Here is a 25,933-nt window from a genome sequence, read left to right on the forward strand (position 1 = left end):
GCCGGATCAGTCGCGCTCCAGCAGGGCCACGCATTCCACGTGGCTCGTTTGCGGGAAGAAATCCACCGGCTGGATTGGCCGGATCCGGTATCCCGCCGCACTCAGTAGGCCCAGATCCCGCGCCAGCGTGGCTGGATTGCAGCTGATGTAGGCAATGCGTTTAGGGGGCGCCTTCAGGATTGCGTCCATCACCTCCGGTGCCAGGCCCTTGCGCGGCGGATCCACCAGCAAGGATTCCGCCCAGGCCAAATGCACCGCCAGGGAAGCCAGTACATCGGCTTGCTCAAAACGCGCCTTGGGCAGCTCGTTGCGCTCAGCATTGGCACGTGCTTGATCCACTGAGGCCTGTTGCAGCTCCAGGCCCAAGACATCAAGGCCCGCAGCGGCGAGCGGCAAGGAAAAAGTGCCAATACCGCAATAGGCCTCGAGCACCTGGCTATCGGGTTGCTCCGAGAAAAACGCCACCAGCAGCGGAACCAGCCGCTCCGCCTGGGCGGTGTTCACTTGGAAAAACGTATCAGCGCCGATGTGCAACGCATGGCCGGCGAAGCTCTCCAGCAGCCAGGAGCGTCCGCTCACCTGAAACGTGTCCGGGCCCAGCACCACATTGTTGGCCTTCGGCTGGATGTTGAGGTTCACGCCCACCACCTCCGGCCAGCGTTGTTGCCACTGATGAGCCAGAGCTTCCAACCCCGGCAGGTTGTTGTGGCTGCTCACCAAGGTGATCAACACCTCGCCGCTGTGGTGGCCCACCCGTAGTGCCAGGTGGCGCAAGCCGCCGCCCTGGCTCAGATTCACATCTACTGGCCAGCGGGTGGCCTCCAGATCGGCCTTGATCGGTTGAATCAGAGCATCGATCCGTGGATCGAGCACCGGGCAGCGGTTCATGTTCACGATCTTGTGGCTGCCGCGGCGGTAATAACCGGCTCGCAATTGGCCTTCCGGGCTGCGCTCGAGCGGGATCAAGGCACGATTGCGGTATCCCAGCGGACTCGCTGCCTGGAGGATCGGCAACACATCCAGGTTCAGATGCGCGAGGCGTTGCAAAGCCTGGCGCACCAGATCTGTTTTCAGCTCAGCCTGGGCCGGATCACTGCAGTGCTGGAGCGAGCAACCCCCGCAACGCTCCACCAGGATGCAAGCCGGCTTACGCCGCTCAGGGGCAGGATCTTCAACGCCCACCAGGTCTGCTTCCAGATGCCGCTTGGCCTGGCGGCGCAGCCGGGCTAGCACCCGTTCCCCTGGCAGGGCGCCGGGCACAAACACCACCAACTCCTCGAAGCGACCGACACCTTGGCCGTCATGGCCCAGGCCATAAATCGTGACTTCGAAGGTTTGACCAAGCCGCAGTGCTGTTTTGGTGGCCATGGCACGCGCCCGTGGATGCATCGACCCTATCGGTGCGTAAACACCTGAGCTCACAAGGGCTGCTGGAGCTTCAGTCTCGATAAGATCGACGAGCAACAGGTGGTTTCGATGAGCGTCGTACGCGATCTGATCCTGCAGGCAGACGATCAGCTCCGCTATCCCACCGGCGGTGAGCTTCGCTCGATGGTGGATTTCCTCACCACCGGCGCTAGCCGCATGGCGGTGGTGAGGGCCCTCACCGACAACGAGAAAAAGATCGTTGACGAAGCGGCCAAACAGCTGTTCAGCCGCAAGCCTGAATACGTCGCCCCCGGCGGCAATGCCTACGGTCAGAAGCAGCGCGCCCAGTGCCTGCGTGATTTCGGCTGGTACCTGCGCCTGGTGACCTACGGCGTGCTCGCCGGCAGCACCGAGATGATCCAAAAAATCGGCCTGGAAGGCGCACGCGAGATGTACAACAGCCTCGGCGTGCCCATGCCTGGCATGGTGGAATCCATGCGCTGCCTGAAGCAGGCTTCCCTCGTGCTGCTCAATAGCGACGATGCAGCCCTGGCATCCCCCTACTTCGACTTTCTGATTCAGGGCATGCAGACCCCCTGCTGATCCATTCATTGCATCCGCATCAATCCGAGGCCGGCACAGGAGTGCCGGCTTTTTTTGTGAGCAGCGTTCTTAAGCGTCTTACCTAATGCACTGATTTGGTCTCAGGCTGTGTCCAACTACGGATATCTGCAGATATCCGTAGTTGGAGGCGTGATCTTGTCGCACATGCCGGTCTTGATCATCAGCGCGTGTTGGTCATCTCTCGGCACAACAGGATGCAGCGAACCATCGATTGTTTGAGACAGGGTGCACAGCTCATTGCTGCCGAGCTGCACCTGGAGAATCGGGTTGGCGCGAGTCTCGCTGTTCCAGTCTTCGTCGTATACCTAGACTTACGCTTAGACTAGAATGGGACCACCAAAAAAGCTTTTGCGTTCCTTGAGGTAGCCGCTCACCCCGCATCATCCAATGCTGTTTTCCGTGAAGCCGCTCATCCATTCGATGTCGCAACGAACGTCCTGCGCCAGTCGACATCCTCCAGCATCTGCTGATCCGAACCGAGGAAGGTCATCGAACCCAGCGTGCGTACCTGTGTCTACAGCAGGTACGCACGCTACAAAAGTCAGGTACACCGGTAGTTTCTGGGCAGTCCAGAATCTCTGGACAACGCCAGACTCATCTGGACATTGCCCTTGGCCGCAGCTGCATGGATTCGCCGGTCCACGCTGCTGCACGAGGAAGCCGAGAGGGGCAACAGCTCATCCAGCGACTTGCAAGATTCAGCGAGACCGCCCCCTAAAGCATTTGGCCCCGCTAGCAGATAGTTTTGCTGAAATTTTTAATTGTGATTCAAACCAGTTGCATCGAACACAGCGGGCGGTGGCGCCGGGCAACAGCGGAACAGAGCCTGTCTCAGTCATCTACACCGAGACGTGATTCGCGGCAGGGATCTAGTCCAGGTTGAGACGTGCGAGAACGTGAAACCATGCGCTCGCTTGCCCATGGCCAGTGGCCGTGCAGGGCATGGCTCCAGAAATCACGAGCCAAGGCGAGGCTCGCTAGTCCCATAAGGGTTGCATCTCTAGATCCAGCTCGAGTCGCAGTCTGGATCGATGATCTAGCCTGCTCGCCGGTAGCGCTCCTTCAGGAATTGATAGGCCTCATTGAGGCGACGCATGGCATCGGCTGAGCCACCTGCATCTGGATGCTGGCTCTGCGCTTGCCCTCGATAGGCATCGCGGATTTCCTTAAGGGTGTAGGGGCGATCCGCGATCGTGGGTAGTTGCAAGAGCCGCAAGGCTCCATGCACCGTCATCGACTGGTCGATGGCCTCAAATGAGGTGGTTCGTTTGTTGCGGCTGCGCTGTCGCTGAACAAAGCGGGTGATCAACGTCGGCACCCTGACGGGCAGGCTGCTGCCGCTGAATGGGTCTTCCAGAATTCCGGCGGCCGTGATCACGCGCGCGAGGCTGGGTTCACCCACAGGCCAGCTCGGTGCCAAGGAGAGCAGCACTTGTTGGGCTAGTCCCCAGGTGAAGGGCCGGGCATCACTGTGATCCGATTGCGGCCAGATGTCGCGCGCGAGCCAGCTCAACGCCGCATCGTCGACAGCGTCGCCAGGTGGCTGCCCGTAAACCTCTAGCCAATGCTCCTGTGCACGGTGCAAGGCATCGTTCACCGTTTCTGGAGCAATCAAGGCCAGGTCGGAGCCGCGGTCATCTGGCGTTGGCGTCGCCTGCTCAGCAAGGCTCCGCTTGACCGCGCGGGCCTGTCGTCGCACAAAACCAGGCAGCTGAATCCCCCCAGCGGCCACGGGTGAACCCAGCCCTGTCTTAACTGTCTTATCCGAGTCCCGGTCCTGGTCTTGTAGCGAGACAAGGGTGGAACCGATCAGAACAATGGCCCGCGTCTCGTCGAGCTCTCCAGGGTCTGGGCTGAAGCGCTCTGCGGCGAGATCGAGCGACGCGTACGCACTGCCCTCATCTGCTGTGGCGGTCTCAGACTCGTTGGCGATCGGATCTGAATCGGCATCATCCTGTTGCGGCAGGAGCTCGCGCAACAGCTGATCCACGATCAGGCCGCGGTTGCGAAAGCCCATCTGAGATTTGAGGCTATCGATCCAGCTCAGCAGGTCTTCGCTGAGCTCCAGGGTGATCCGCCGTTTGTCGGAACCGCTATCCGCCACGCCTGGCTGCTGATGCCCCTTGAGGTTATCGGCCCATCAGGGAATTCATCAGCTGCTGCTGTGCCTGCACTGCCTGTTGGTAGCGCTCCATCAGGCTCTGGCTCATCCGCGTTGGCGTGATCACCGCTGGAGGCATCCCCTGCAGCACTGGAACCGTGGGCAAGGGGTGCATCCAGCCAGGTGTGGCCGTAACGGCAGGTGCGGCAGGACGAGGCTTGCTGACCGGCTTGGCAGCGAGAGGTTTTGGGGCAGTGGGTTTGGCGGCGGCGGCGGCAGCCGGTTGTGCCTGCACCGGGGGAACGACGGGAGCCGGTTTGGCTTGCTTGGCTTGGGCGGCCGCAGCGGCCAGCAGATCCTCACGCTGGCGCAACTGGGCCATCTGCTGGTCAGGCACGACGCTGAGGAGATGACCCGGCGTGGCATCGGCGGGATAAACCAAGCTCACCTTCACCGGGTTGCTCTGGCCGGGCTTGAGGTTGAGTGAAGCAATCGGCAAGCTCTGGCTGGAGCGCATGCCCACATGCACCTCCCGGTAGCCCTCATCGGTTTCGATCCCAATCGATCCACGGAAGGCCGTGAAATGCTTGCCATTGGGGGTGGGATGACTCAGCACCAACTGGTGCGGGCCTGCGCCCTGCAGATTCAGCTGCACATCGAAGCGAACACCGTAGGTGCCCACGTTGTCGAGCGATGAATCAATCATGCGCGAGGCCAACTGATTCACTTGCACATCGCGTGTGCCGAAATGGTGGCGATTGGTGCTCGTGAGGGGCACGTGCAAGGCCCCTTGGCCCAGGTCGTGGTTGAGGCTCGCCGTGTAAGTGTCGCCCAAGGCCACACCAGCCACACGGGAAAAGACGGTTCCGTTCTGGATCTGACGGATGCGGCTCAGGTAGATCCGCCCAGGGGCGAGGCGGCGACTGTCGAGAACAGCCAGGATATCGGCATCGTTACGCGGCTCACGTGCCGCCACGACAGCCATCTGAAAGGGTCCGTCGCTTCGACCGCGTAGCAGCCCATTCGCGATGCCAAGGGCTGGAAGAGCAGTGCTGAACAGCACGATCCGGCTGTGGGCGGGAATCGTGATCTCATCCTCAAGGCGGCGATCCAGTTGCCCGCGCAACATCTGCACCGCTGTGGCATCACCAGGGCCCGTGTTCCAAGGCCGTGGGCCGAGGGGTTTGACACCCATCAGGTTGTTGGCCAGATAAGGGGCTTCGAAGCTGTTCCGCACCGCTCCCTTCTTGAAGCGGATGTGGACGGGATTCGATCCAGGGTTGATCAGGATTGTGGCCAGGGTGAGTTCGCCCCGACGGCCGTTGGACCCGCGGATGCGGCTGCGGTCGGCGGGGTCGTACTTGTGGTGAACGTGAAGCCCAAACTCACCGTTGAAGGTGTAAGTGGCGTTGGCCAGCGGCTGGTTCGTTTCCGCTGCGATGCCTGAGCCAGGGCGTGTGTCGACCAGGATTCCGGGACCCAGTACTTCCTCGGGCTGGTTGGAATGCAGCACAGGCACGTTGTTGAACGCGCCATTGAGCGGCCTGGCGCTCTGACCAGCCATCAACGCCACGTAGGCCTGCGCTGGGACGGGCACCACGATCACGCTGCCCAGCAACGCCACAACCAAGCCTTTCATTGCTGCTCCAGGACCCACTGCTCTCACCTTGCGATCAAAGCCACACGGGGTTGCTGGCTGTTTCGTTTTCCTTTAGCTCTCTCGGCATAAAAATCAGTAAAGACGGTGCTTCTGGCCCCAGTGATGAGGCTTGGGCTTGATCTGGAACCATTCCCGCGGTCGGCCGTTGTCGACCGCTAGAACATCAACTGGTGACCATTTTCTCATGTTCCCGCCATTCTTTGGCTGCGGTGACAGCTCCACACCTCAGCAGTGCCGGCGTCGCCATCAGGAGCGCAAGCTGCACACGCTCACCTTCTGGCGTGACGGCCTGGAGCGACAGCTGGCAGCGATCAATGCCGCCATCAGCACTCTGGAGAGGCAGATGCACGACTCAGCTGACGCCTGAGCTCAGCCAACGCCTGATGCAAGATCCGATGCACGGTGGCGGCACTGCTCCCCTGCCGCTCTGCCACTGTGCGCAGGCTCTGGCCCTGTAGGACTACAGCTTCCACCACAGCGCGCTGCCGCCGGTTGAGCCGCCGCAATGCAGCCAATGCCTCAGCACCGCTCTCCAAAAGGGCAGACGAGGATTGCTCCCGTTCTGTGTCCTCCATCCTCAGCTGCTCATCGAGGAGCTGCCCGGGAGGCAGTAGATGCACACAACCCTCCCGGGCCATCAGCTCGAGTGCCTGCCATTGGCGATCGCTCAAGCCCATCTGCCGTTGAAGATCCACATCCGCTCGAGGCGCTTCAGGGCACCAATCAGCCCGCTGGCGCATCTGTTCCACCTGGCGTCTGCGCTCCTGCAGTCGCCGCGACACCCGCATCAGTGGGGCCACATCCCGCAGATAGTGCAACACGGCGCCGCGCACGTGAGGCCTGGCGAAGGCTGAAAAGGGCACGTTGGTAGCGCAGTCGTACCGCTCCGCAGCGCGGATCAAACCCAGGACCGCCACTTGGTGCAGGTCATCCGATCGCTCACGGCACCGCGCGGCGTAATGCTTCGACACCTGTTGCACAAGCTCGAGGTGGTTCAGCACACGTTGATTGCGCTGCTGAAGCGATCGAGGCGCGAGCTGGCCTGGGGATATCGGGGTCACAGAGAAGACTCAGGGCTCCTTCAGCCAAACCGCGGTCAGCGCTGCGGCGCATCCGTGCGGCCACGCAAACGGGTCCGGGGCTCAGCCACCGCCTCCAACAGGGCGTAGGGGCCGTGGTCTTGCAGCCAGTCCGTATCTGATTGCGGCGTGACCAGCAGGCAGCCAGCAAAGCCCAGGGCATTGATGCTTAGGCCCGCCCAGTGCTCGCGACGCCGCACGACAGTCATGAACCAGGCCGGGTCTAACAGCACGTTGTACGGGGCAACCGGCGCAACCTGATGACTGGGATGTCCCAGGCCCAGGTGCTTTTGGTGGTCGTGATACAGCTCCTCAAGTTCCGCCGCTCCATCGCTGCAACCGAAGCGGCGGCGAGGACTCAGCTTGTAGAGCCAGGGCCAGGCCGGTTGCGTGCGCGCCAATTGAGCGAGCACACCGGCCGCCAAAGGGCAGCTGGCTTCGCCTGGCGCTCGCGGTAGTAGCTGCAAGTGGCGATGAGGTTGGCTAGCGCCGGCAGCGGCGCAACTGTTGAAGAACCACAGCCCGGCGGTATCGGCCTCAACAGCGGCTAGGGCCTGCCAATCCCTGGTCTGCAACCATCCGGACTGAGGCTGCCAGCTCTGCGTGATCAACAAGACATGGCCACGCTGCACCGGAAACTTGTTCAGGATCAGCACGTGCTCGGTGCCCAACAACTCCACCTGCAGAGCCGGATCCCAGGGCAAGAAGGGATTGGGCTTTGGTCCGGCACTGCGCAGATGCTTGGGTGTGTCGGAGAGCAGACGCCGCACCACAAAGGGAGCGCAGCCCGCCAGCTCAACACGCTCCGTGTGGAGCGGCACCAAGGCTCCAGAGCGCTCAGCTGCATCAGAACAGCGAAGGGCGGCCTCGAGGTAGCGGGGCATCAGCCGGAGCCCTGCCGAAGCCGGGCGAGTGCCGCGCCGCGGTAGTAGTGAGCAAGGATCTGGTTGTAGCGCTGTCCGCTGTTTGCCAGGGCCTGAGCGCCATGCTGACTCATGGATGCTCCCAGATGCCCATGGGCCTCCATGCTGATCTCGCTTGTGGCGGCATAGAGGCTTTCCACAATCCCGCCCTGGTAGCTGAGGATCAACCCTGTTGTGGCGGCTGCCGCCTCGCGGGTGCGATTGGTGCTGCTAGCTAAACCGCGGTAAGCCTGCCAGCGCGTAGTGCTGCCCAGATGCCAGTGGCGGCTGGCAGGGCGGGCCATGTGTGCAAGGGCATAGGAGCGGGCAGCCACGGCCTGGGCCTTCAACGCCTCCATGCTCCAAGAACTGGGCATCTCAGCACCCACCACAGAGGCCACATAGTCCTCAAGTGGCAGGTGATTCACAGCCAGCAAGTGTCCACTCTCCCGCAAGATCCGCAGTCGGCCTGCATACGCCCCGCCGTTCACCCGCACGGCATGGCCGGCATTGGTTTCAAGCCACAGCTCGGATGCTCCAGCCTCGGTGGTCGTGAGGCTCATCGTGGATCCAGCGGCGCCCTGGCGGAGCACGGTCCCATCGGCACTGCGTAACCACCAGGGCCCATCGCTGGACAGCTCTAGCTGCTCGGCGCCGCGGACCACCGCCACGCGGATTTCCAGCTCCAACGGTGTGCCGCCAGCGGGCTCGGCCAACGCAAAACCGTCAGCTGTCGGGGTGCGCTCCGCAGCCAGACCCTTTAGATCCTCAGCCGCTGATGGCTGCGGAATGGCGTGGGGCGGCGGACTGGTGAGCATTGCGTCCAGCAGCGGCCCATTGATGCCAGAGCCACTGGGAAGCACCGCTTGAGCCCAGAACCCCAACCCCACAGCTCCTAGACCCAGCGGGGCACCCAGGCACAGCTGCCGCCAATTCACAGAGGCACGGCCCGCTGCCAATTGAGCGGATCGCAGCCAGCGCCTGAGCTGTTGATCTGTCCGTCCCATAGGAGCTGACCGGCACCACTCAACCGGACCAGGCCTGGTCCGGCGTCGTCGCAACGCATTCCACCACGGCGCGCCGACGCCTGCCAGCCGCGCACCTGGGGACGACCCAGCTGCTCCATCCACCAAGGGGCCACAAGCGCATGGGCCGAACCGGTGACGGGATCTTCCTCGATGCCAAGGCCTGGAGCAAAAAAGCGCAGTTGGTAATCACAGGGTGTCCCCATGAGCTCTGGCCCATGGCCTTTGAGTGGCTGCATCAGCACCAGGCCCATTCGGTCTTGTCCCTGCAGCTGTGCCGCCGGATTCACAAGGTCTGCCAGAGGGGCCGCAGCGTGGAGCAGTGCCACCCGATAGCCCAGGGGGGACCCCCAGTAGCGCTCAATCCTTTGCCCGAGCAAATCTTGGAGCGCTTCGGGAACCGGCAAGGGCTCCAGACCGCTGCTGGGCAACACCAAATGGCCTGCATCCTGCCAATCAGGATGCAGGCCCACCGTGAGTGGGCCGCTGCGGCTGGCGAGCTGCACGCTCTCACCACGCGTCAACTCGCCCCAGTGGGCAAGCGCCAAGGTGGCAGCGAGGGTGGCGTGGCCGCAAAGCTCCACCTCACAGGTGGGTGTAAACCAGCGCAGGCGCCAGCGGTCTCGCTCATCGCGATACAAAAAGGCGGTTTCCGATTGCTTGAAGCTGCCCGCCAGCCGCTGCATCCAGGCCGCCTCAGCAGGCTGCCGCAGCCGCACCACAGCCGCACCATTGCCCTGGAGCGGCTCACTGGTGAAGGCTTCCACGAGCACCGCTGGTAACCACTCCGCCATCACGCGACCACCACCAGGTCCTCGGCTTTGAGCCCTCGGCCCATCAATCGACCCACGGCTTGATCTGCTGTGATCTGCCCTGCCATCAACGCTCCCACCTGCTCACAGATCGGTAGATGCCACCCGTGGCGCCCAGCCAGAGCAAGCACTGCCTCGCAGGTATGGGCTCCCTCAACCGTGGCGCCCACCTGCGCCAGGGCTGCATCACGGGTGAGACCTTCTGCCAACGCCAGCCCAAAGCGGTAGTTCCGGCTGAGCGGGCTGTTGGCAGTGGCCAGCAGATCGCCCAAACCAGCCAGGCCATAGAGGCTTGCGGCCTCACCACCGAGCCCTTGGATCACCATCCCCATTTCCACCAAACCCCTGCAGAGCAACGATGCTTTGGCGTTCGCTCCCAGGGCTAAGCCGTCGCAGACGCCAGCGGCAATCGCCATCACATTTTTCAGGGCGCCGGCCGCCTCGGTGCCGATCGGGTCGGTATTGGTGTAAAGCCGCAGGCGGTCACTACTCAGAGCCTGTTGCAGCACCCCGGCGACTGGAGCCCAATCGCTGGCCAACACACTGGCAGCCGGCAGACCTTGCTGCAGCTCACTGGCCAGATTGGGACCGCTGAGCACCACAACCTGGAGCTGCGGCAGTTGCTGCAGCCAGAGCTGGCTGGCGGTGCAGAGGTCGTGCAGATCGATGCCCTTGCTGCAGCTCAGCAACGGCACACCCTCTGGCCACTGGGGCGCCAGTTCGGCAGCCAGGCTGCGCACACCGCTGAGGGAGGTGGCCATCACCACAAGCTCGGCCGTAGAGAGCACAACGCTTGGATCACCGCCCTGGCGACGGCTCCAGCCGCTCACCTGATGGCCCTGATCGCCGAAGAGCCGGGCCAGGGTGGAGCCCCAGGCCCCAAGACCGATCACCGCGATACGCAGGCTCATGCGGTCATCATGCGCCAGCGACGGCGTTCTCCCGCAACAGCTCCAGGGGGATCACCTCGAGAGCGCTCTGCTCACAAGCTTCCAGGCGAACGGGCGGCGCCATACCGTCTTCGTAGGCCTCCAACCATCGCCCAGCACACACGCACCAGTGGTCGCCGGGCTTAAGGCCTGGAAAGCCGTACTGGGGCAGCGGCGTACTGAGGTCATTGCCTTGGGCACGGGTATAGGACAGGAATCGCTCATTCACCACACAACAGACCGTGTGGCGGCCGAGGTCAGCCCCGTCCGTGCGGCAGTAGCCGTCCCGATACCAACCGGTGATCGGCTGGCAACCGCACTCCTGCAAGGGCTGAGCCAGCACGTTCAACGCTGGTTGTTGGCTGTTGAGTTCGGCGGCGGTCACGGCGCTGGACAACGCTTTGCTGGCGTGCAGTCTGACGACGGAGTGGCACAAATCGCGATCAGATAGTTGACGGACCCAGGGGGGCAGGCGTTAAAGGTCATTCAGCAGACCCCCCTACATGAGCTGGGACTTCACAGAAGACGGCGCCTTCCTGGCCCTGTGCGATGCCTTCAAGGAAAGTGGCGAGAGCTCGGCGATCGAGTTTCTGGCCAACGGCGAAGGAGCGTTCCACTTTCAGGAACTGGCTCAGAACGCCGCTGGTGAAGGCATTGATCTCTCCGACTCCACTGATCTCGAGCAGTTTCAGCAGCAGGTGATCGAAACCCTGGAAGATCTCTGCAGCTAAGGGTTTGCGACGACGCGGCAACACGCCCCGCCGCACCACCGCGACGCATCACCGTGCCAACTCAGGCGCCGTAGAAAAAGGCGATTTCCTTGGCCTTCAGACCCTCCCAGCCCGCGGCTTTGAGGCGTGCATCGAGGGTTTGCTGGTCGAAGTGCTTCGAACCGGTCTTGACGATTCGGTTGCGCATCGATTTCTTCACGCCGCTGCGGGCGCGCTGGCTTTCAAGATCCATCACCTCGTTGTAGAGGCTGAGCATCTCGGTTGGGATGGGGGTGCCATCGAGATCAAGGCCTGCAGCGATCGCGTCATCAACGCCGCCGGGTCCGGCAATGGCCATGCAGAGAGAACAATCTGGGCAAGCCGAGGCTAAGCGTGCCCAGATTGTGCTGAGCTCTGATCAAGCGGAGAAATAACGTGCCTGGCTGTGCAGGGCCACCAACGCTGTAGTGCTCTGTTCGGGTTCCAGCTGATCGCTTTCGTCCATCGACAGGCCGATGCGGTCACTGCCGAGCCAGGCCAGCTGCTGGCGTGAATCAGCCACGTTGGGGCAGGCCGGATAGCCAAACGAGTAACGGCTGCCGCGGTAGCGCTGGGCGAGCACATCGCGCAGGGGCATGCCCTCAGGATCAGCAAAACCGAGTTCAGCGCGGATGCGGGCGTGGGTCCACTCCGCCAACGCCTCGGCCATCTGCACCCCCAGCCCATGGAAATAGAGGTAGTCGCTGTACTGGTCGCCCTTGAACAGCTCCTGGGCAAATGCGGTGGCCTTCTCACCCATGGTCACAGCCTGCATCGGCAACACGTCGGTGGGTTCACCACCAGCGAGGTCGGTGTAGAAGTCGGCGATGCAGTAGCGGTTGCCGGCGCGCTGACGCGGCAGGGCGAAGCGGCCCAGCTCCTGGTTGCGCTGTTCGGGATTGAACACCACCACGCTGTTGCCTTCACGCCCGCAGGGGAAGTAGCCGTAAGCCACGCGCGGGGTGAGCAGGCCCTGATCAAGACAACGGGCCATCCACTGCTGCAGCACCGGCTCGGCCTTCTCAGCCAACATTGCCTCGTAGTCCTCGCGGGATTGCCCCTGCGCTTTGCGCAATTGCCATTGACCGGCGAACAATGCATTGCGATCGAGGAAGGCAAACACGGCCTCCAACGGGATCTCGGCTTCCGTGAGCACCTGACTGTCCCAGAAGGGGGGCATGAGCGCCGCTTCTGGAGGTACTGCCTCGGAGCGGTGGTCATTGGGGTCGGCGGCGGTAGCAACAACGCTGGAAGCGACTTCAGGTGCCTTTTCGGCGCCGTTAGAAGCCGGTTCACCCGCAGCCTCGCTGTCTGACGCCATCTCCAGACCCAAGCCCTCTGGCGCACCGGCAAGGAAGCCATGCCCGTTATCCCACTGCTCGGCATCCCTGGCTGCCACGTAGGCATCCATAAAGCGCAGATCTGCGAAGGCATCGCGGCCGTAAATCACCTGGCCGCGGTACACGTCGCGGCAATCCTTGTTCACGAAGCGAGGCGTGAGGGCGGCGCCACCCAGGATCACGGGCACGTCGATGCCGGCCTCGTTGAAGGCAGCAAGATTGTCTTTCATGAAAGCGGTCGACTTCACCAGCAGACCGCTCATGGCGATGCAATCAGCGTGATGGGTGCGCTGGGCTTCGATGATCGCTTCCACCGGCTGTTTTATGCCGAGGTTGATCACCTCATAGCCATTATTAGTAAGGATGATGTCAACCAGGTTCTTGCCGATGTCGTGCACATCACCCTTCACCGTGGCAATCAAAAACTTGGCCTTGGCATTGCTCTCGCCTTCCACCTTGTCCATCAGTGGTTCAAGAAACGCCACCGCAGACTTCATCGTCTCGGCGCTCTGCAGCACGAAGGGCAGCTGCATCTGGCCTGAGCCGAACAGCTCGCCCACCACCTTCATGCCATCAAGCAAAAAGGTATTAATAATCTGCAGCGGCTGATAAGACTCCAGCGCGATCTTGAGGGCGTCTTCCAGACCAATGCGCTCGCCATCGATAATGTGCTGCTTGAGGCGCTCTTCAATCGGCAGATCACTCAGCTGCGGACCGGCGGCGCGAGCTTCCTTGGCACTGACCCCCTCAAACAACCTGGTCAGTTCAGTCAGCGGGTCGTAGATGCAAACGCCGTTGTCGAAGCGGCGGTCATCGTTGATCAGATCACGACACACCTGCTGATGTTCCTCGCTGATCTTCACCAGCGGCAGGATCTTGGCCGGGCTCACGATCGCCGCATCCATGCCCGCTTCGCAGCAGTCGTGCAGGAAGACGGAATTGAGCACAATCCGAGCCGCCGGCGACAGGCCGAAGCTCACGTTGCTCACCCCCAGCACCACATGAACACCGGGCAGGTTCTGGCGGATCATGCGGATCGCCTCCACCGTGGCTAGAGCGTTTTCGCGGTCTTCCTCGATGCCGGTGGAGATCGGCAGGGCCAGGGGGTCGTAAAAGATCTCATGGGCCGGGATGCCGTATTCGAGTGCATCGCGGTAGGCACGCTGGGCGATGGCGAATTTGCGCTCCGCCGTGCGGGCCATGCCCTCTTCGTCGATGGTGCCTACGACCACACCCGCGCCGTAATCGCGGGCAAGCTCCAACACCTTGAAGAAACGCTCGTCGCCGTCTTCGTAGTTGGTGGAATTGAGGATGCACTTGCCGCCGACCATCTTCAGGCCGGCCTCCATCTTCTGCCACTCGGTGGAATCGAGCATCAGCGGCAGGTTCACGTTGGTGACCAGCCGGCTCACCAACTCGCGCATGTCGCGCTCGCCGTCGCGCCCCACATAGTCGACGTTCACATCGAGCACGTGGGCGTTTTCCTTCACCTGGCCGCGGGCCACGGCCACCAGGCCATCCCAGTCTTCTTCGGCCAGAAGCTCGCGCACCTTCTTCGAGCCGCTGGCATTCAACCGCTCACCAATGATCAGGAACGAGTTGTCCTGCAGATACGGCGTGGTGCCGTAGATCGAGCTGGCGCTGGGTTCGTAGGCCAGGGCCGGGCGTGGATCCTCGCTGCTCTGGCGCAGTTCAGGGGTGCGCACACGGCGCAGGGCAGGCTTGAACTCCGCGGCCAACTCCGCCAGGGCACCGATGTGGCCAGGGGTGGTGCCGCAGCAGCCACCGATCACCTGCACGCCGAGGTCTTCGACGAAGTGCATCAGCTGCATCTTCATCTCCACCGGCGTGAGCCGGTAGTGAGCCACACCGCCGATGTTCTCGGGCAGGCCAGCATTGGGAATACAGCTCACCACAAAGGGGCTGTGCTCGCTCAAGTAGCGCACGTGTTCCTTCATCTGCTCGGGGCCCGTGGCGCAATTGAGGCCGAGCACGTCAATCGGGAATGGCTCCAGGATCGCCACCACGGCGGCGATGTCAGAACCCACCAGCATCGTGCCGGTGGTTTCCATGGTTACGCTCACCATCAGCGGTCGCCGCTGACCGGTTTTGGCGAAAGCCTGTTCAATGCCCTGCAGCGCTGCCTTGATCTGCAGCACGTCTTGGCAGGTTTCCACGATGAACAGATCTACGTCGCCTGCGATCAGGCCTTCGGCCTGCTCCGCGAAGGCGTCGCGCATCTCGTCAAAGCCAATGTGCCCCAGGGTGGGCAACTTCGTGGTGGGCCCCATCGAGCCCGCCACAAAGCGAGGTTTCTCAGGGGTGCTGTAGGCATCGGCCACCTCACGCGCCAGCTCAGCGGCCCGTTTGTTGATGGCAAAGGCCTGATCCTGCAGGTCGTATTCCGCCAGCACGGTGGAAGCGGCACCGAACGTGTCAGTTTCGATCACATCGCAGCCCACCTCCAGGAACTGCCGATGCACCGCTTGCACAGCATCTGGGCGGGTGAACACAAGGTTCTCGTTGCAGCCCTCGAGGGCCGCACCGCCGAAGTCCTCGGCGCTGAGATCCATTTGCTGCAGCGAGGTGCCGGTAGCGCCATCGAACACCAGCACGGGATGCTCCGGGCTGTGCAGACGCTCCAGGAAACCGATTCGTTGTGTAGCGAGCATCAACCGTTCAAGCGCACGCGGGTCACCCAGTGATCGAACGCCGGATCACGGCCTTCTGTAATGGCGGTGATGCGATCTCTAATCGCATGCATCACGGGGCGATCGCTCGTCAAATCAGTCGTTTCGATGCGGCGCACCGGGGTCACCTTGGCGGCGGTCCCGCTGAGGAACACCTCATCGGCAATGAACAGCTCGCTTTTGTCCACCGGGCGCTCAAGGGTGGGAATCCCCATCGTCTTAGCCAGTTCAAGCACGCTGGCGCGGGTGATGCCCTCAAGGATGTCCTGATCCACGCCGGGCGTAATCAACACCCCATCGCGCACGATGAACAGGTTCATGCCGCTGGCTTCACTCACCTTGCCGCGGCTGTTGAGCAACAGTGCCTCGTCGAAGCCGCTTTTCACGGCTTCGGTTTTGGCCAAAGAGCTCGTGATGTAAGCCCCGCTGATCTTGCCGCGCAGGGGTAAGGAGCGATCTTCCTGGCGGGTCCAGGAGCTGATGCGGCAGCTCACCCCTTCGGGCGAGAGGTAATCACCCAGTTCGAGGCCGTAGATCAGGAAGTCGGTCTCGATGTTATGCAGGCGGGGCGCAATGCCCAGATCGCTGGTGTAGACGAACGGCCGCAGATACACCGGGCTGATGGGTTTGTTGGCCTGCAGGAACTGATGAATCGCGCTGTGGATTGTGTCCTCGCTCAGTTCCGTGAGCAGCAGCCGGGCGCTCTGACTGAGGCGGCGCGCATGGCGATCAGCACGAAACAGCAGGATCTCGTTGGCATCCGCCGGATTCGGCAGAGCGCGCATGCCGCCAAAGGCACCCGTGCCGTAATGCAGCGCATGGGTTGCCACAGACAGGGTGGCTTCGGCAAACGGCACGCACTTGCCACCGAACCAGGCGTAAGGCAGAAACTGATGCATGGGGTCGGTGGGCGGCGCGGCCACTGCTGCAACTGATCTTCTCATCGGCAGGGGTCTGTCCGTGGCCCGCAAGCGCCCGCCAGGATGGTGCGATGCATCGCCTCGCCGCCGTTCCAGGCAGTCACAGCCCCGGCGACGGGGTGCTGTTCATCGAGCAACCCGCTGCCGCGGTGGTGCTCCTCAGCAGCGCCGATACCGACCTCTCTGCCCTAGCTGCACTGCTCGATCAGCAGCCTGAGCCCCTGGGTGCCAAGCGGAGCCTTGGCGCACTGAATCTCGCAGCGTTGCAGCACCCGGCGGTGCTCGATCACTACATCCGAGCCAGCCTGGGTGCCACTCAGCTGGTGATCGTGCGGCTTCTTGGGGGCCGTGGCCACTGGAGCTACGGCCTGGAGCAGCTGCAAGCTTGGGCCGCTGAACAGCATGGCCGCCAGCTTCTGGTGTTGGCAGGTACAGCCGAAGAAGATCTCAGCCTGGTGGAGCTCGGCACGGCTCCACTCCCGCTGGCCCTGGCCTGCAGCCGCTGTCTGCGTGAAGGCGGTTCAGCGAACTGGATGGCTGTGCTCGGCAGCCTGGCGGCCCTCCTGGACGGTGCGGAGCCCGCGTTGCCGGCCCTGCAGGCCATTGCTGATCCGCAGCCCCACGACTGGCGTGATGAGTCAGGTCCACGCGTGGGTGTGGTGCTCTACCGAGCGCTCCTGCAGGCGGGTGATCTCGCCTTCGCCGACGCATTGCTGGAGGCGATGCGCAACGCGGGCCTGGTCCCTCGGGCCCTGTGGCTCAGCAGTCTTCGCGATCCGGCTGTCCAGCAGGGGACCGCTGATCTGTTCGCCAGGGAGCAGGTGCAGGCGGTGCTTTGCACCACATCGTTTGCCTCGGTGCAATTCAGCGAAGCAGGCATGGGAGCCCCCCTTTGGGATGGCCTGGATGTGCCGGTGTTGCAACTGCTTTGCAGCACCCAGGGCCGCAACAGCTGGGAGTTGAGCAGCGTGGGCCTGGCGCCGCTCGATCTCACCCTGCAGATCGCCTTACCAGAGCTCGACGGGCGGATCACCACCCGGGTGGGTGCGTTCAAGGAATCAACCCAGACCGATTCGAGGCTGGCGACAGCTCTTCCCCGCTACCAGCCAGACCTCGAACGACTGGCCTGGGTGGCCCAGCTGATCGCTCGCTGGTGTGAACTCCGGCAGACCCCCGCCGCTCAGCGTCGCCTCGCCTTGGTGCTGGCGAACTACCCAACCCGCAACAGCCGCCTCGCCAATGGTGTGGGCCTCGATACCCCCGCCAGTGCGGTGTCGATGCTCCATTGGCTGGACCAGTCCGGCTACCAACTCGGCCCCACAGCCCTTCCCACGGATGGCGACGCCCTGATTCAGCTCTTGTTGGCAGGCCGCAGCAACGACCCCGAGAGCATGCATCGGCCGGTGCAGGCCCACCTGTCATTGGCGTCCTATGAGGCCTGGTATCAAACGCTTCCAGACGATGGCCGGCAACGGCTTGAGCAGCGCTGGGGGCCACCAGCAGCTGATCCAAACCTGGACCCTCAAGGCTTCCCGATCCAGGTGTTGCGCTTTGGGCACATCAGCGTGCTGATTCAGCCGGAGCGCGGCTACGACCGCGATCCCAGCCTCAGCTACCACTCACCCGATCTTCCGCCCCCACACGCCTACCTAGCCCAATACCTCTGGCTCCGGCAGGAGGCCGCCGTTCAGCTGATCTGCCACGTGGGCAAGCACGGCAATCTCGAGTGGCTGCCGGGCAAGGGCCTTGGCCTATCCAGCAACTGCTTCCCGGAGTGGGCCCTGGGGGCGATGCCCCACATCTACCCCTTCATCGTGAATGACCCCGGCGAGGGGTCGCAGGCCAAGCGCCGCGCCCAGGCCGTGATCCTCGATCACCTCACACCACCGCTAGGCCGCGCCGGCCTCCACGGCGATCTACGAGAGCTGGAAAGCCTGATCGACGAATACTGGGAGGCCATGCAGTTGGGCAGCTCTCGCAGCGAACAGCTGCGCAGCGCTGTGTTGGAACAGTTGGCGACCCTGCAGTTGCCTGATCTGCTCGGCGGCAAAGAGAGCTCCGATCCTCTGGATGCGGCTGACGGCTATCTCTGTGAGTTGAAAGAAGCCCAGGTGCGCACTGGGTTGCATCGCTTTGGTCAATTACCGGAGCCATCAGCCTTGGCTGAGCTGCTGGCTTGTCTGGCCCGCCCACCGCAGCAGCAGGGGTTGGGTCTGACCCAAGCCCTGGCACGCGATCTGGGTTTGGAGCTTGACCCCTGGGCCGATCACGAGGAGCAACCCCTCAGTGCTGCCGATCAAGTGCGGCTCACAACTCTGGGCGTTCCTCAGCCTCGGCTTGTTGGAGACGCGGTGGAGTGGCTCGAGGGCCAAGCAGCCCAGCTGTGCGCAGCCCTGTTGGTCGGTGATCAGCCCGCTGCTGATGCACACACTGCTGTTGTGATGCAGCGGCTAGCAGCTGGGCTTGTGCCGAATCTGCTGGCCTGTGGTGAGGCTGAACAGCAGGCCTTTCTCAAGGCCGTGGCCGGTGGCCGCATCCCAGCAGGCCCCTCCGGTGCACCCACCCGTGGCCGGCCTGATCTGCTGCCCACCGGTCGCAATTTCTACAGCGTGGATCTAAGGGCACTACCCACCGAAGCCGCCTGGGACCTCGGGCGACGCAGCGCTGAGCTGTTGCTCGATCAACACCTGATGCAGGAGGGTGAACCCCTACGCCACTTGGCTCTCTCGGTCTGGGGGACCAGCACCATGCGCAATGGAGGCGAAGACATTGCCCAGGCTCTGGCGCTGCTCGGCGTTCGGCCTGTGTGGGATGGCCCCAGCCGGCGGCTGGTGGATCTTGAGTTGATTCCACTGACCCAGCTGGGACGGCCACGGGTGGATGTGACCGTGCGGATCTCGGGTTTGTTCCGCGATGCCTTCCCGCAGCTGGTGAGCTGGCTGAACCGTGCCACAACGCTGGTGGCAGCTGCTGATGAACCGGAGAGCGATAACCCACTTGCAGCGGCAGCCGGCCGTGATGGACACGCCTGGCGGGTGTACGGATCAGCACCGGGGGCCTACGGCGCCGGGCTGCAAGGGCTGATCGACAGCGGCGAATGGGAGGAGCGGGGCGATTTGGCGCGCGCCTACCTCAACTGGAGCAGCTGGCGCTACGAGGGCCTTGGTGGGGCCGATGGAGGTAGCGCCAGCCTGGCGATTCAGAACGATCGCGCAGGCTTTGAGCAGCGGCTTGGTGCGGTGCAGGTGGTGCTGCACAACCAGGACAACCGCGAGCATGACCTGTTCGATTCCGACGATTACTACCAATTCCAGGGGGGATTAGCTGCTGCGGTGGAGAGCGTTTCAGGCCGATCGCCAGCGTTGTGGTTCGGCGATCATTCCCGTGCCCAACGGCCGCGCGTGCATCGTTTGGAGCGTGAATTCGACAAAGTGCTGCGCTCCCGCGTGCTCAACCCGCGTTGGATCGAGGCCATGCAACAGCACGGCTACAAGGGCGGCTTTGAGATGGCCGCCAGCCTCGACTATGTATTCGCCTACGACGCCAGCACGGATCGGGTACCCGATTGGAGCTATGGCGCCATCACCGAACAGTGGCTTGGGGACGCTGCGGTGTTGAACTTCCTGCGCCAGGCCAATCCCTGGGCCCTGCGTGACATGGCAGAGCGGCTACTGGAAGCGCACCATCGTGGTCTCTGGCAAAGCGCACAAAAAAACCAGCTGGAGCATTTGCGCCAGCTGGTGCTTGAAGCGGAAGCGCTCGTGGAGGGTTAGAGGTCTTTCACCCAACCCTTGAAGGCGCCAATATCGCCGGGCTTGGATGCCTGTTGGCTGCTGATCTGGGGTTGCTCCTCGCTACCAGACTGAGCCTTGGGGCTGGCCGCGCCGGGTGTGTTCACCGCCACGGCGGAACCTTTCATGCGCTGCTCGAGCTCTCCCTTGCTCATTTGCTCCGCGAAGGTCTTCTTTACCGGCTTGGGAATGCCGCCGGTGAGATTGATGTCCTCCTGCTTCTCCTCCACACCGCCAAGGCCAGGGGTGGCCATCTCGCGGCGCATTTCCATCGAGGCCACCTCTTCCACCAGCTCCTTATCACCGGGGCTGCTGGCCGTCCCCGGGAACGTGTGACGGATGGTGTTGGAGCGCCGCATGAACTCCACGTTGCCCATGCTGGAGGAGGAATCGGCGTCTAAGAAGAACGGTTCTTCTTGTTGCTTGGCAGGTTTTGCTGGGCCGGTGACGCTCACCGCCTTGTTGCCACCGAGCAGACGATCAAACAGGCCCATCGGCGAGGGGTTGAATGCTCGAAGAACCCTAGCGACCACAAAGCTCGAGGCCATGGGTATCCGTGCCACAACTTCGCAGAAGTGCGTGATCGTCGAGCAACCGCGCGATGGCCTCACAGACCACGGGCGTGGGTTGCCAGTGGGGCTGCATGGCGTAGTCGTAGTAAGCCTCACCGCCATCGAAGCCAAGCCCGGCTGCAGCAGGGATCAGGCGCTGAAAGCTGAGGCGGTAGCGGCCGGGGTGAGCCAGCAATGCCAAACCCCCAGCGGCATGAATCCGTTGCACCACCTCGCGGGCCTGCAGAGCCTCACCCACCGGGGCCTGGCCCTGGCGATAGGGCTCTAGAGCGTCATGGCCGGATTCGAAGCCCAGGGCCAACACATGCACCAGGCAGCTCTCGAGCAGGCAACTAATCTCAACGCCGCTCCAGAGCTGTGGCACCTGGACCCCAGCAGCGGCCTGCTGATCAAACCAGGTCTGCAGGGGTGCGAAAGCAGCGGTGCTGTGGTGATCGGTGATCGCCAAGTGTTCGAGGCCGATGGCCAAGGCCTGTTGCCCCAGCTGCTCCGGCCGCAAGCTGCCATCGCTGTGGATGGTGTGGCAGTGAAAATTGAGCGTGCCGGGGCAGCTGCCTGGATGCACCTGTTCAAGCACCGGTCGCAGCGGATGCGCCGCCATGACGTCAGGCGGCCCCAGTGGCAGCTTCGCGCTCGGCCCGCAGGCGGCGCCAGCGGGCATAGAACTGAATGGAAGCAGCCATGAACACCACCAGCGCCACAATGAACCAGGTGGCCGCCCCTGTGGGGAACTGGTTCTTGAACACCACCAACATCACCACGACCACCAAGAGCAGGGTGGGCAATTCGTTGAGCGCCCGCAACTGTTTGGGGCTCCACGTGCATCGATCGCTCTGCAGCTGCCCCATCAGGCGATAGCAAAACGCGTGGTACAGCAGCAGAGCGGCCACAAAGGCCAGCTTGGCGTGCATCCAGCCCTGATGCAGCCAGGCCGGATTGCTCACCAGCAGCCCTACCGCCATGCTCACGGCCACCACCATGCCTGGCGTGGTGATGATGTTGGCCAGGCGCTTTTCCATTAGTGCGTACTGGGCCTGGAAGGGGCCCCGTAGGGCCGGCTCCAAGTCTTCGGCTTCCCGGTGATAAATGAACAGCCGTACGAGATAAAACAGCCCTGCAAACCACACGACCACACCAACGATGTGGAGGGTTTTGAACCAGAGATAAGCCTCAGGCGGAAGGGCTGCCAGGGGGGCGATCACAGTCCGGTGCCGAACAGGCCATCAAGGTAGAGCTCACGCACCTCAGGCCGGGCACCACCATGCTGCACCAGGAACTGGGCCAGAGCGGTCTGCAACAGACGGGCTGGGTCAAGTCCAGGTCGCTGCGCCACATAGGACTCAAGAGCCTGGGCCAGATCCACTGGCAGTTCCACGCCCAGCGCGTGCACCCCGACCGCTTGAGCACTAGTGGTGGTGGCGCCTTGGCTCATGAACCCAGATCTGGTGGATGTCAAGGATCCGCTGCGCCGCTGCGCCTGTCAAGCAACCGTTGCAACCATTTGGCGGCGATGCTGCTGAGCCGCCTCGCGGATCTGCTCCAGTTCCGCCTCAGGCAGCTTGTCCAGCTGCTTCATCACCAGGCCCATGCGTGGGTTCCGGCGCAGGGCTTCGGCGTGGCGATCGAGGAAATCCCAGTAGAGGCTGTTGAACGGGCAGGCGTTGGGGCCGGTTCGCTGCTTCACGTCATAGCGGCAGCCCTTGCAGTAGGTGCTCATCCGCTTGATGTAGTTGCCGCTGGCGGCGTAGGGCTTGCTGGCCAGGCGCCCGCCATCGGCAAACAGGCCCATGCCGAGCACATTCGTCTGCATCACCCAGTCGTGGCCGTCGATCAACATGCGGTGGAACCAGGCGGTGAGGGCCTGAGGATCAAGACCGGCAATCAGGCCGTAGTTGGCGAGCACCATCAGGCGCTGGATGTGGTGCACATAGCCGTTGCTGCGCAGCTCAGCAAAAACCGTGTCAAGACAGTTGAGGCCGCTGCCGCCCAGTTGATCGAAGCTCGGCGGCAGCGGCTGGTTTGCCCCGAAGTGGTTCAGGGCCGGATACTCGGCCCCAAACCAGTGATACAGGCCGTGGGTGTATTCACGCCAGCCAAGGATCTGGCGGATCACACCTTCCAGGCCCGCCAGTGGCACCTGCTGCTCTAGGCCCGCCTGCTCCAGCCTCCGGATCACCTCCAGCGGGTGGAGCAGGCCCAGGTTCAGGTAGGGCGAAAGCAGGGCATGCCAAAGGGTCGGCTCACCGCTCACCATCGCGTCCTGATAGGGGCCAAAGCCAGCAAGGCGAGTCGCGATGAAGTGCTCCAGCACCGCCAGGGCCTGCTCGCGGTTTACGGCCCATCGGAACGGCTCGAGAACTCCCGGCAGGGGGCCCAGCCCCACCTGTTCGCGCTCCCGATCAAACTCTTGCACCTTGGCAATCACGGCGCGGGTGATCGAATCGGGCTCAAACCAGAGCGGCTCAGGCCCCTGCAGACCCTTCGGCGGCGGTTTGCGGTTGTCTGCATCGAAATTCCATTGGCCACCGATCGGTTGTGCCGTCTTGCCCTCTCCCTCCACAAGCACGCCAAAGCGGCGACGCCCCTCCCGGTAAAACAGTTCCAGGCGCAGTTGCTTGTACCCCTCCGCCCAGGCGCCGAATGCCTGGCGGCTCCAGAGAAAGGCGTTGCTCTCGATCCAACGCAGCGGCACCGGCAACTTGAGCGCTTCGATCGAGCGGCGAAAGCCTCGATCAGCCGGTTCCATCACCCGCAATTCACGGATGCCAGTCCGCTCAACCCAGGTGGGCAATGCCGATGAGAACTGACGGCACTCGAGGTAATCCACCTGCCAACCGGCTGCACGGAGCTCTTCAGCGAAATGGCGCATGGCACTCCACACCAACACCATCTTTTGGCGGTGATAGGCGCGCCGATCCAGAACCGAAGCACTCTCCACAAGCACCACACGAGCCTGTGTTGGATCCACACCAGCCAGAGCGCTCTGCCCGGCATTGAGTTGATCCCCAAGCACCCAGATTCCGATCGTCATGCCGTGGGCGCTTCTCCAGCCAAACGGCAGGCTTTTCGGGCCAGCGCCGCGGCATAACCCCGCTCCACCAGGCCAGCGGCTGGGCTGAGGGAGCCATTGCGGCAATCGACTGTGAGGCGCTCGCGATGCCCCTGCTGATCGCTCACCCGCATGCGCAGCTGAAAATGATGCTTCGCGCTGCGGGTGATCTCATCAGCGCAAATGGGCCCAACACAGAGGCCTGGGGCGGCTTGCACCGCCGGAGGGTGCCAGCCGCAAAGCCCCAGCAGCACCAGCAAGGCAAAGAACGCGGAGCGGAACTTGTTCAACCGGCCAGCTCCAGCGGTTGTTCATTCTCCTGTTCGGCCGGCACTGGCAGGTCTTGAGGATGGAAGTACTCCCACACAACCCGCGCCAGACCAGCCCCCATCCCCGGAGCAGCAGCCAGGCTCTCAACGCTGGCGAGCTGGATGGCATCAATCGAACGGAAGTGGGCCAAAAGCTCCTTGATCCGTTTCGGACCCAGGCCGGGAATATCCGAGAGACGGGAGCGCTTCATCCGTTCGCCCCGCTGCTGGCGATGGAAGCTCACCGCAAAGCGGTGGGCTTCATCCCGCAGGCGGCGCAGCAACTGCACTCCCAACTGCTCGGGCTCGCTCTCCAGCGGTTCCTTCACCCCTGGGATGAACACCTCCTCACGCTGTTTGGCCAGGGAGCACACCACCAGCTCTTCATCGAGATTGAGCTCGCGTAAGGCCTCCATCACGGCGGAAAGCTGACCCTTGCCGCCGTCGATCATCACCACATCAGGCCAATCGTTGAGGCCACCGGTGTGCAGCGCGCTTCCAGCGGCCCGGCGCACCTCCCTCAGATCAGCACCTTCAGCCTTGGCCTGAGCCCAGCGGCGGAAGCGGCGCCGCATGATCTCCGCCATGGCCATGAAGTCGTCGGAATGGCCTGCGCGGATCGAACTGCTCTGAATCTTGTATTTGCGGTAGTGCTGCTTCGCCGGCAGGCCATCGATGAACACCACCTGCGAGGCCACGGCATCGCTGCCCTGAATGTGGCTGATGTCGTATCCCTCGATCCGCCGCGGTGGACTGGGAAGCTCGAGCAGCTGGGCCAGGTCTTCCGTCGCCAAGAGGTTCTGCTCACTGGCGCGGCGGGCTCGCTCCAGCTCGTAGCTGGCATTGCGCTGCACTAGGTCGATCAGATCGGCCTTTTGCGAACGCTGCGGCACCGCCAGCTTCACCTTGCGGCCCCGCAGCTCCGACAGCCACTCCTCGATCAGGCCCTGTTGGGGCAAAGGCACCTGCAGCAGCAACTCCGGCGGGATCTCCACCGGCTCGACCTGGCTGTAGTGCTCCTCAACCACAGTCTGCAGAACGCGGCCGAGGGCCGCTGCCCGCTCCGGCGACGGCGGCAGCTCACGGCCGGAACCTTCCTCTGCGGCAGGCATGCCGATCGCATCGGCGGTGAAGCCGAGCCGCCCAACGAGCTTGCCGGCACGCATCTGGAACAACTGCACCGCTGCCACCCGTTCATCCGCCGCGAGGGCCAACACGTCGCGGCTCACCGAGCGATCGCCGATGCTCATCTTTTGATCGGCTGTGAGTGTGTCGATCCCCTGCAGCTGATCGCGTACCCGAGCGGCACTTTCGAAATCGAGGCGCTCGGCATAGCGTTCCATCTGCTCCTGCAGCAGCTGCAACAACTCCTCGTTACGCCCCTGGAACACCATCGCCACCTGACGCAGCGTGTGGTGATAGTCGTCCGAGCTGATCTTTTCCTGGCACACACCCGGGCAGCGGCCGATGTCAAAGTTCAGACAGGTGCGGTCTTTATGCAGCGGCTGAGGGCGTTGACGCAGCGGAAACACCCGTTTCACCAGCCCCAGGGTGCGGCGCAGCAGGCCCACATCCACATAGGGGCCGTAGAAGCGATCGAGGGGTGAGCGGAAGCGGCGCTTGCGCGTGATGAAGATGCGCGGGTAGGCCTCACTCCAGGTGATGCAGAGGTAGGGATATTTCTTGTCGTCCTTCAGCAGCACATTGAAGTGCGGCTGATGGTTCTTGATCAGGTTGGATTCCAGTGCCAGCGCTTCGGCTTCACTGTCAGTCACGATGAATTCGATCTCGCACACCTGCCGCACCATCAGGGCGATGCGGGGCGAATGGCCGTGGCCGCTGCCGCTTTGGAAGTAGCTGCGCACCCGATTGCGCAACACCTTGGCTTTGCCGATGTAGAGGATGCGGTCCTCGCCATCGCGCATCAGGTAGCAGCCCGGTTCGGCGGGCACCTCCTTCAGGCGTGCCCGCAGCCGGTCGCGGTCCTGAAGGAGGGGCTGGATGGTGCTCAACA

The 25,933-nt window shown here is 63.1% G+C and carries 23 protein-coding genes; 4 read left to right on the forward strand and 19 right to left on the reverse strand.

Features of this window, described 5'->3' with window-relative positions; genetic code table 11:
• Positions 1-6 precede the first annotated feature (6 nt).
• Positions 7-1,389: a 23S rRNA (uracil(1939)-C(5))-methyltransferase RlmD gene (gene rlmD, locus KJJ24_RS04240; RefSeq protein WP_250544913.1), complete on the reverse strand. Its 1,383-nt coding sequence runs from the start codon at positions 1,387-1,389 to the stop codon at positions 7-9.
• Between the two features lie 87 nt (positions 1,390-1,476).
• Here rlmD and KJJ24_RS04245 point away from each other — a divergent pair, with 87 nt between their 5' ends.
• Positions 1,477-1,971 carry an allophycocyanin subunit alpha-B gene (locus KJJ24_RS04245; protein WP_214341484.1) on the forward strand — a complete coding sequence of 165 codons (495 nt, stop codon included), beginning with the start codon at positions 1,477-1,479 and terminating at the stop codon, positions 1,969-1,971.
• A 1,057-nt stretch (positions 1,972-3,028) separates the two neighbouring features.
• Here KJJ24_RS04245 and KJJ24_RS04250 read toward each other — a convergent pair.
• On the reverse strand, positions 3,029-4,096 hold the full coding sequence (locus tag KJJ24_RS04250; RefSeq protein WP_214341487.1) for a J domain-containing protein: 1,068 nt from the start codon (positions 4,094-4,096) through the stop codon (positions 3,029-3,031).
• Positions 4,097-4,121: 25 nt separating this feature from the next.
• Positions 4,122-5,732 (reverse strand): DUF3370 family protein, encoded by a 1,611-nt coding sequence (locus KJJ24_RS04255; protein ID WP_214341490.1) that lies wholly within the window; start codon positions 5,730-5,732, stop codon positions 4,122-4,124.
• A gap of 205 nt (positions 5,733-5,937) precedes the next feature.
• Here KJJ24_RS04255 and KJJ24_RS04260 point away from each other — a divergent pair, with 205 nt between their 5' ends.
• On the forward strand, positions 5,938-6,120 hold the full coding sequence (locus KJJ24_RS04260; RefSeq protein ID WP_214341494.1) for a sigma factor SigF: 183 nt from the start codon (positions 5,938-5,940) through the stop codon (positions 6,118-6,120).
• Here KJJ24_RS04260 and KJJ24_RS04265 read toward each other — a convergent pair.
• The 6 genes from KJJ24_RS04265 to KJJ24_RS04290 all read right to left on the reverse strand — a co-directional run bounded on the left by KJJ24_RS04265 (position 6,077) and on the right by KJJ24_RS04290 (position 10,897).
• The gene (locus KJJ24_RS04265; RefSeq protein ID WP_214341496.1) at positions 6,077-6,814 is read right to left on the reverse strand and encodes a sigma-70 family RNA polymerase sigma factor; all 738 of its coding nucleotides are present in this window, start codon (positions 6,812-6,814) and stop codon (positions 6,077-6,079) included. The genes KJJ24_RS04260 and KJJ24_RS04265 overlap by 44 nt on opposite strands.
• Before the next feature lie 35 nt (positions 6,815-6,849).
• Entirely contained in the window at positions 6,850-7,716 is an 867-nt protein-coding gene (locus KJJ24_RS04270) for an ATP adenylyltransferase (protein WP_214341500.1), read from the reverse strand.
• Positions 7,716-8,597 (reverse strand): SpoIID/LytB domain-containing protein, encoded by an 882-nt coding sequence (locus tag KJJ24_RS04275; protein WP_250544914.1) that lies wholly within the window; start codon positions 8,595-8,597, stop codon positions 7,716-7,718. The genes KJJ24_RS04270 and KJJ24_RS04275 overlap by 1 nt, the downstream gene beginning before the upstream one ends.
• A gap of 71 nt (positions 8,598-8,668) precedes the next feature.
• The gene (locus KJJ24_RS04280; protein WP_214341506.1) at positions 8,669-9,553 is read right to left on the reverse strand and encodes a PhzF family phenazine biosynthesis protein; all 885 of its coding nucleotides are present in this window, start codon (positions 9,551-9,553) and stop codon (positions 8,669-8,671) included.
• The gene (locus tag KJJ24_RS04285; RefSeq protein WP_214341509.1) at positions 9,553-10,482 is read right to left on the reverse strand and encodes an NAD(P)H-dependent glycerol-3-phosphate dehydrogenase; all 930 of its coding nucleotides are present in this window, start codon (positions 10,480-10,482) and stop codon (positions 9,553-9,555) included. The genes KJJ24_RS04280 and KJJ24_RS04285 overlap by 1 nt, the downstream gene beginning before the upstream one ends.
• A gap of 7 nt (positions 10,483-10,489) precedes the next feature.
• Positions 10,490-10,897: a DUF2237 family protein gene (locus tag KJJ24_RS04290; protein ID WP_250544915.1), complete on the reverse strand. Its 408-nt coding sequence runs from the start codon at positions 10,895-10,897 to the stop codon at positions 10,490-10,492.
• Positions 10,898-11,003: 106 nt separating this feature from the next.
• On the opposite strand from KJJ24_RS04290, the gene KJJ24_RS04295 reads away from it, so the two are divergent.
• The gene (locus tag KJJ24_RS04295) at positions 11,004-11,231 is read left to right on the forward strand and encodes a hypothetical protein (RefSeq protein ID WP_214341512.1); all 228 of its coding nucleotides are present in this window, start codon (positions 11,004-11,006) and stop codon (positions 11,229-11,231) included.
• 61 nt (positions 11,232-11,292) lie between these two features.
• Here the strand turns inward: KJJ24_RS04295 and KJJ24_RS04300 are convergent, their stop codons facing one another.
• Genes KJJ24_RS04300 through KJJ24_RS04310 form a run of 3 tightly spaced genes read right to left on the reverse strand, consistent with a single transcriptional unit; the run spans position 11,293 to position 16,178 of the window.
• Positions 11,293-11,568, reverse strand: a complete 276-nt coding sequence (locus tag KJJ24_RS04300; RefSeq protein ID WP_214341514.1) for a DUF4090 family protein — start codon at positions 11,566-11,568, stop codon at positions 11,293-11,295.
• Between the two features lie 60 nt (positions 11,569-11,628).
• Positions 11,629-15,261 (reverse strand): methionine synthase, encoded by a 3,633-nt coding sequence (gene metH / locus KJJ24_RS04305; RefSeq protein ID WP_214341517.1) that lies wholly within the window; start codon positions 15,259-15,261, stop codon positions 11,629-11,631.
• Positions 15,261-16,178, reverse strand: coding sequence for a branched-chain amino acid transaminase (locus KJJ24_RS04310; protein ID WP_214341520.1), 918 nt, complete (start codon positions 16,176-16,178; stop codon positions 15,261-15,263). Before KJJ24_RS04310 ends, metH begins: the two co-directional genes overlap by 1 nt.
• A gap of 92 nt (positions 16,179-16,270) precedes the next feature.
• Between KJJ24_RS04310 and cobN the strand changes: the two genes are divergently transcribed.
• Positions 16,271-19,972, forward strand: a complete 3,702-nt coding sequence (cobN, locus tag KJJ24_RS04315) for a cobaltochelatase subunit CobN (RefSeq protein ID WP_214341523.1) — start codon at positions 16,271-16,273, stop codon at positions 19,970-19,972.
• On the opposite strand, the gene KJJ24_RS04320 is transcribed toward cobN, so the two are convergent.
• From KJJ24_RS04320 to uvrC, 7 genes are read right to left on the reverse strand one after another with little or no spacing between them, the layout of a single operon-like run.
• Complete coding sequence (locus KJJ24_RS04320; RefSeq protein WP_214341526.1) at positions 19,969-20,484, reverse strand: hypothetical protein; 516 nt, start codon at positions 20,482-20,484, stop codon at positions 19,969-19,971. The genes cobN and KJJ24_RS04320 overlap by 4 nt on opposite strands.
• A 28-nt stretch (positions 20,485-20,512) precedes the next feature.
• Positions 20,513-21,163 (reverse strand): PHP domain-containing protein, encoded by a 651-nt coding sequence (locus KJJ24_RS04325; RefSeq protein WP_214341529.1) that lies wholly within the window; start codon positions 21,161-21,163, stop codon positions 20,513-20,515.
• 4 nt (positions 21,164-21,167) lie between these two features.
• Positions 21,168-21,764, reverse strand: a complete 597-nt coding sequence (hemJ, locus tag KJJ24_RS04330) for a protoporphyrinogen oxidase HemJ (RefSeq protein WP_214341532.1) — start codon at positions 21,762-21,764, stop codon at positions 21,168-21,170.
• Positions 21,761-21,994: a DUF2811 domain-containing protein gene (locus tag KJJ24_RS04335; protein ID WP_214341535.1), complete on the reverse strand. Its 234-nt coding sequence runs from the start codon at positions 21,992-21,994 to the stop codon at positions 21,761-21,763. The genes hemJ and KJJ24_RS04335 overlap by 4 nt, the downstream gene beginning before the upstream one ends.
• A gap of 48 nt (positions 21,995-22,042) precedes the next feature.
• A complete protein-coding gene (locus tag KJJ24_RS04340) occupies positions 22,043-23,593 on the reverse strand; it encodes a cryptochrome/photolyase family protein (RefSeq protein WP_214341538.1) in 1,551 nt (516 codons plus the stop codon).
• Positions 23,590-23,871, reverse strand: a complete 282-nt coding sequence (locus KJJ24_RS04345; RefSeq protein ID WP_214343294.1) for a hypothetical protein — start codon at positions 23,869-23,871, stop codon at positions 23,590-23,592. The genes KJJ24_RS04340 and KJJ24_RS04345 overlap by 4 nt, the downstream gene beginning before the upstream one ends.
• Positions 23,872-23,897: 26 nt before the next feature.
• Positions 23,898-25,931, reverse strand: a complete 2,034-nt coding sequence (gene uvrC / locus KJJ24_RS04350; protein WP_214341541.1) for an excinuclease ABC subunit UvrC — start codon at positions 25,929-25,931, stop codon at positions 23,898-23,900.
• Between the last annotated feature and the right edge of the window lie 2 nt (positions 25,932-25,933).

Origin of the sequence: Synechococcus sp. LA31 (assembly GCF_018502385.1) — a bacterium.
In the GTDB taxonomy this organism is placed as follows: Bacteria; Cyanobacteriota; Cyanobacteriia; order PCC-6307; family Cyanobiaceae; genus Vulcanococcus.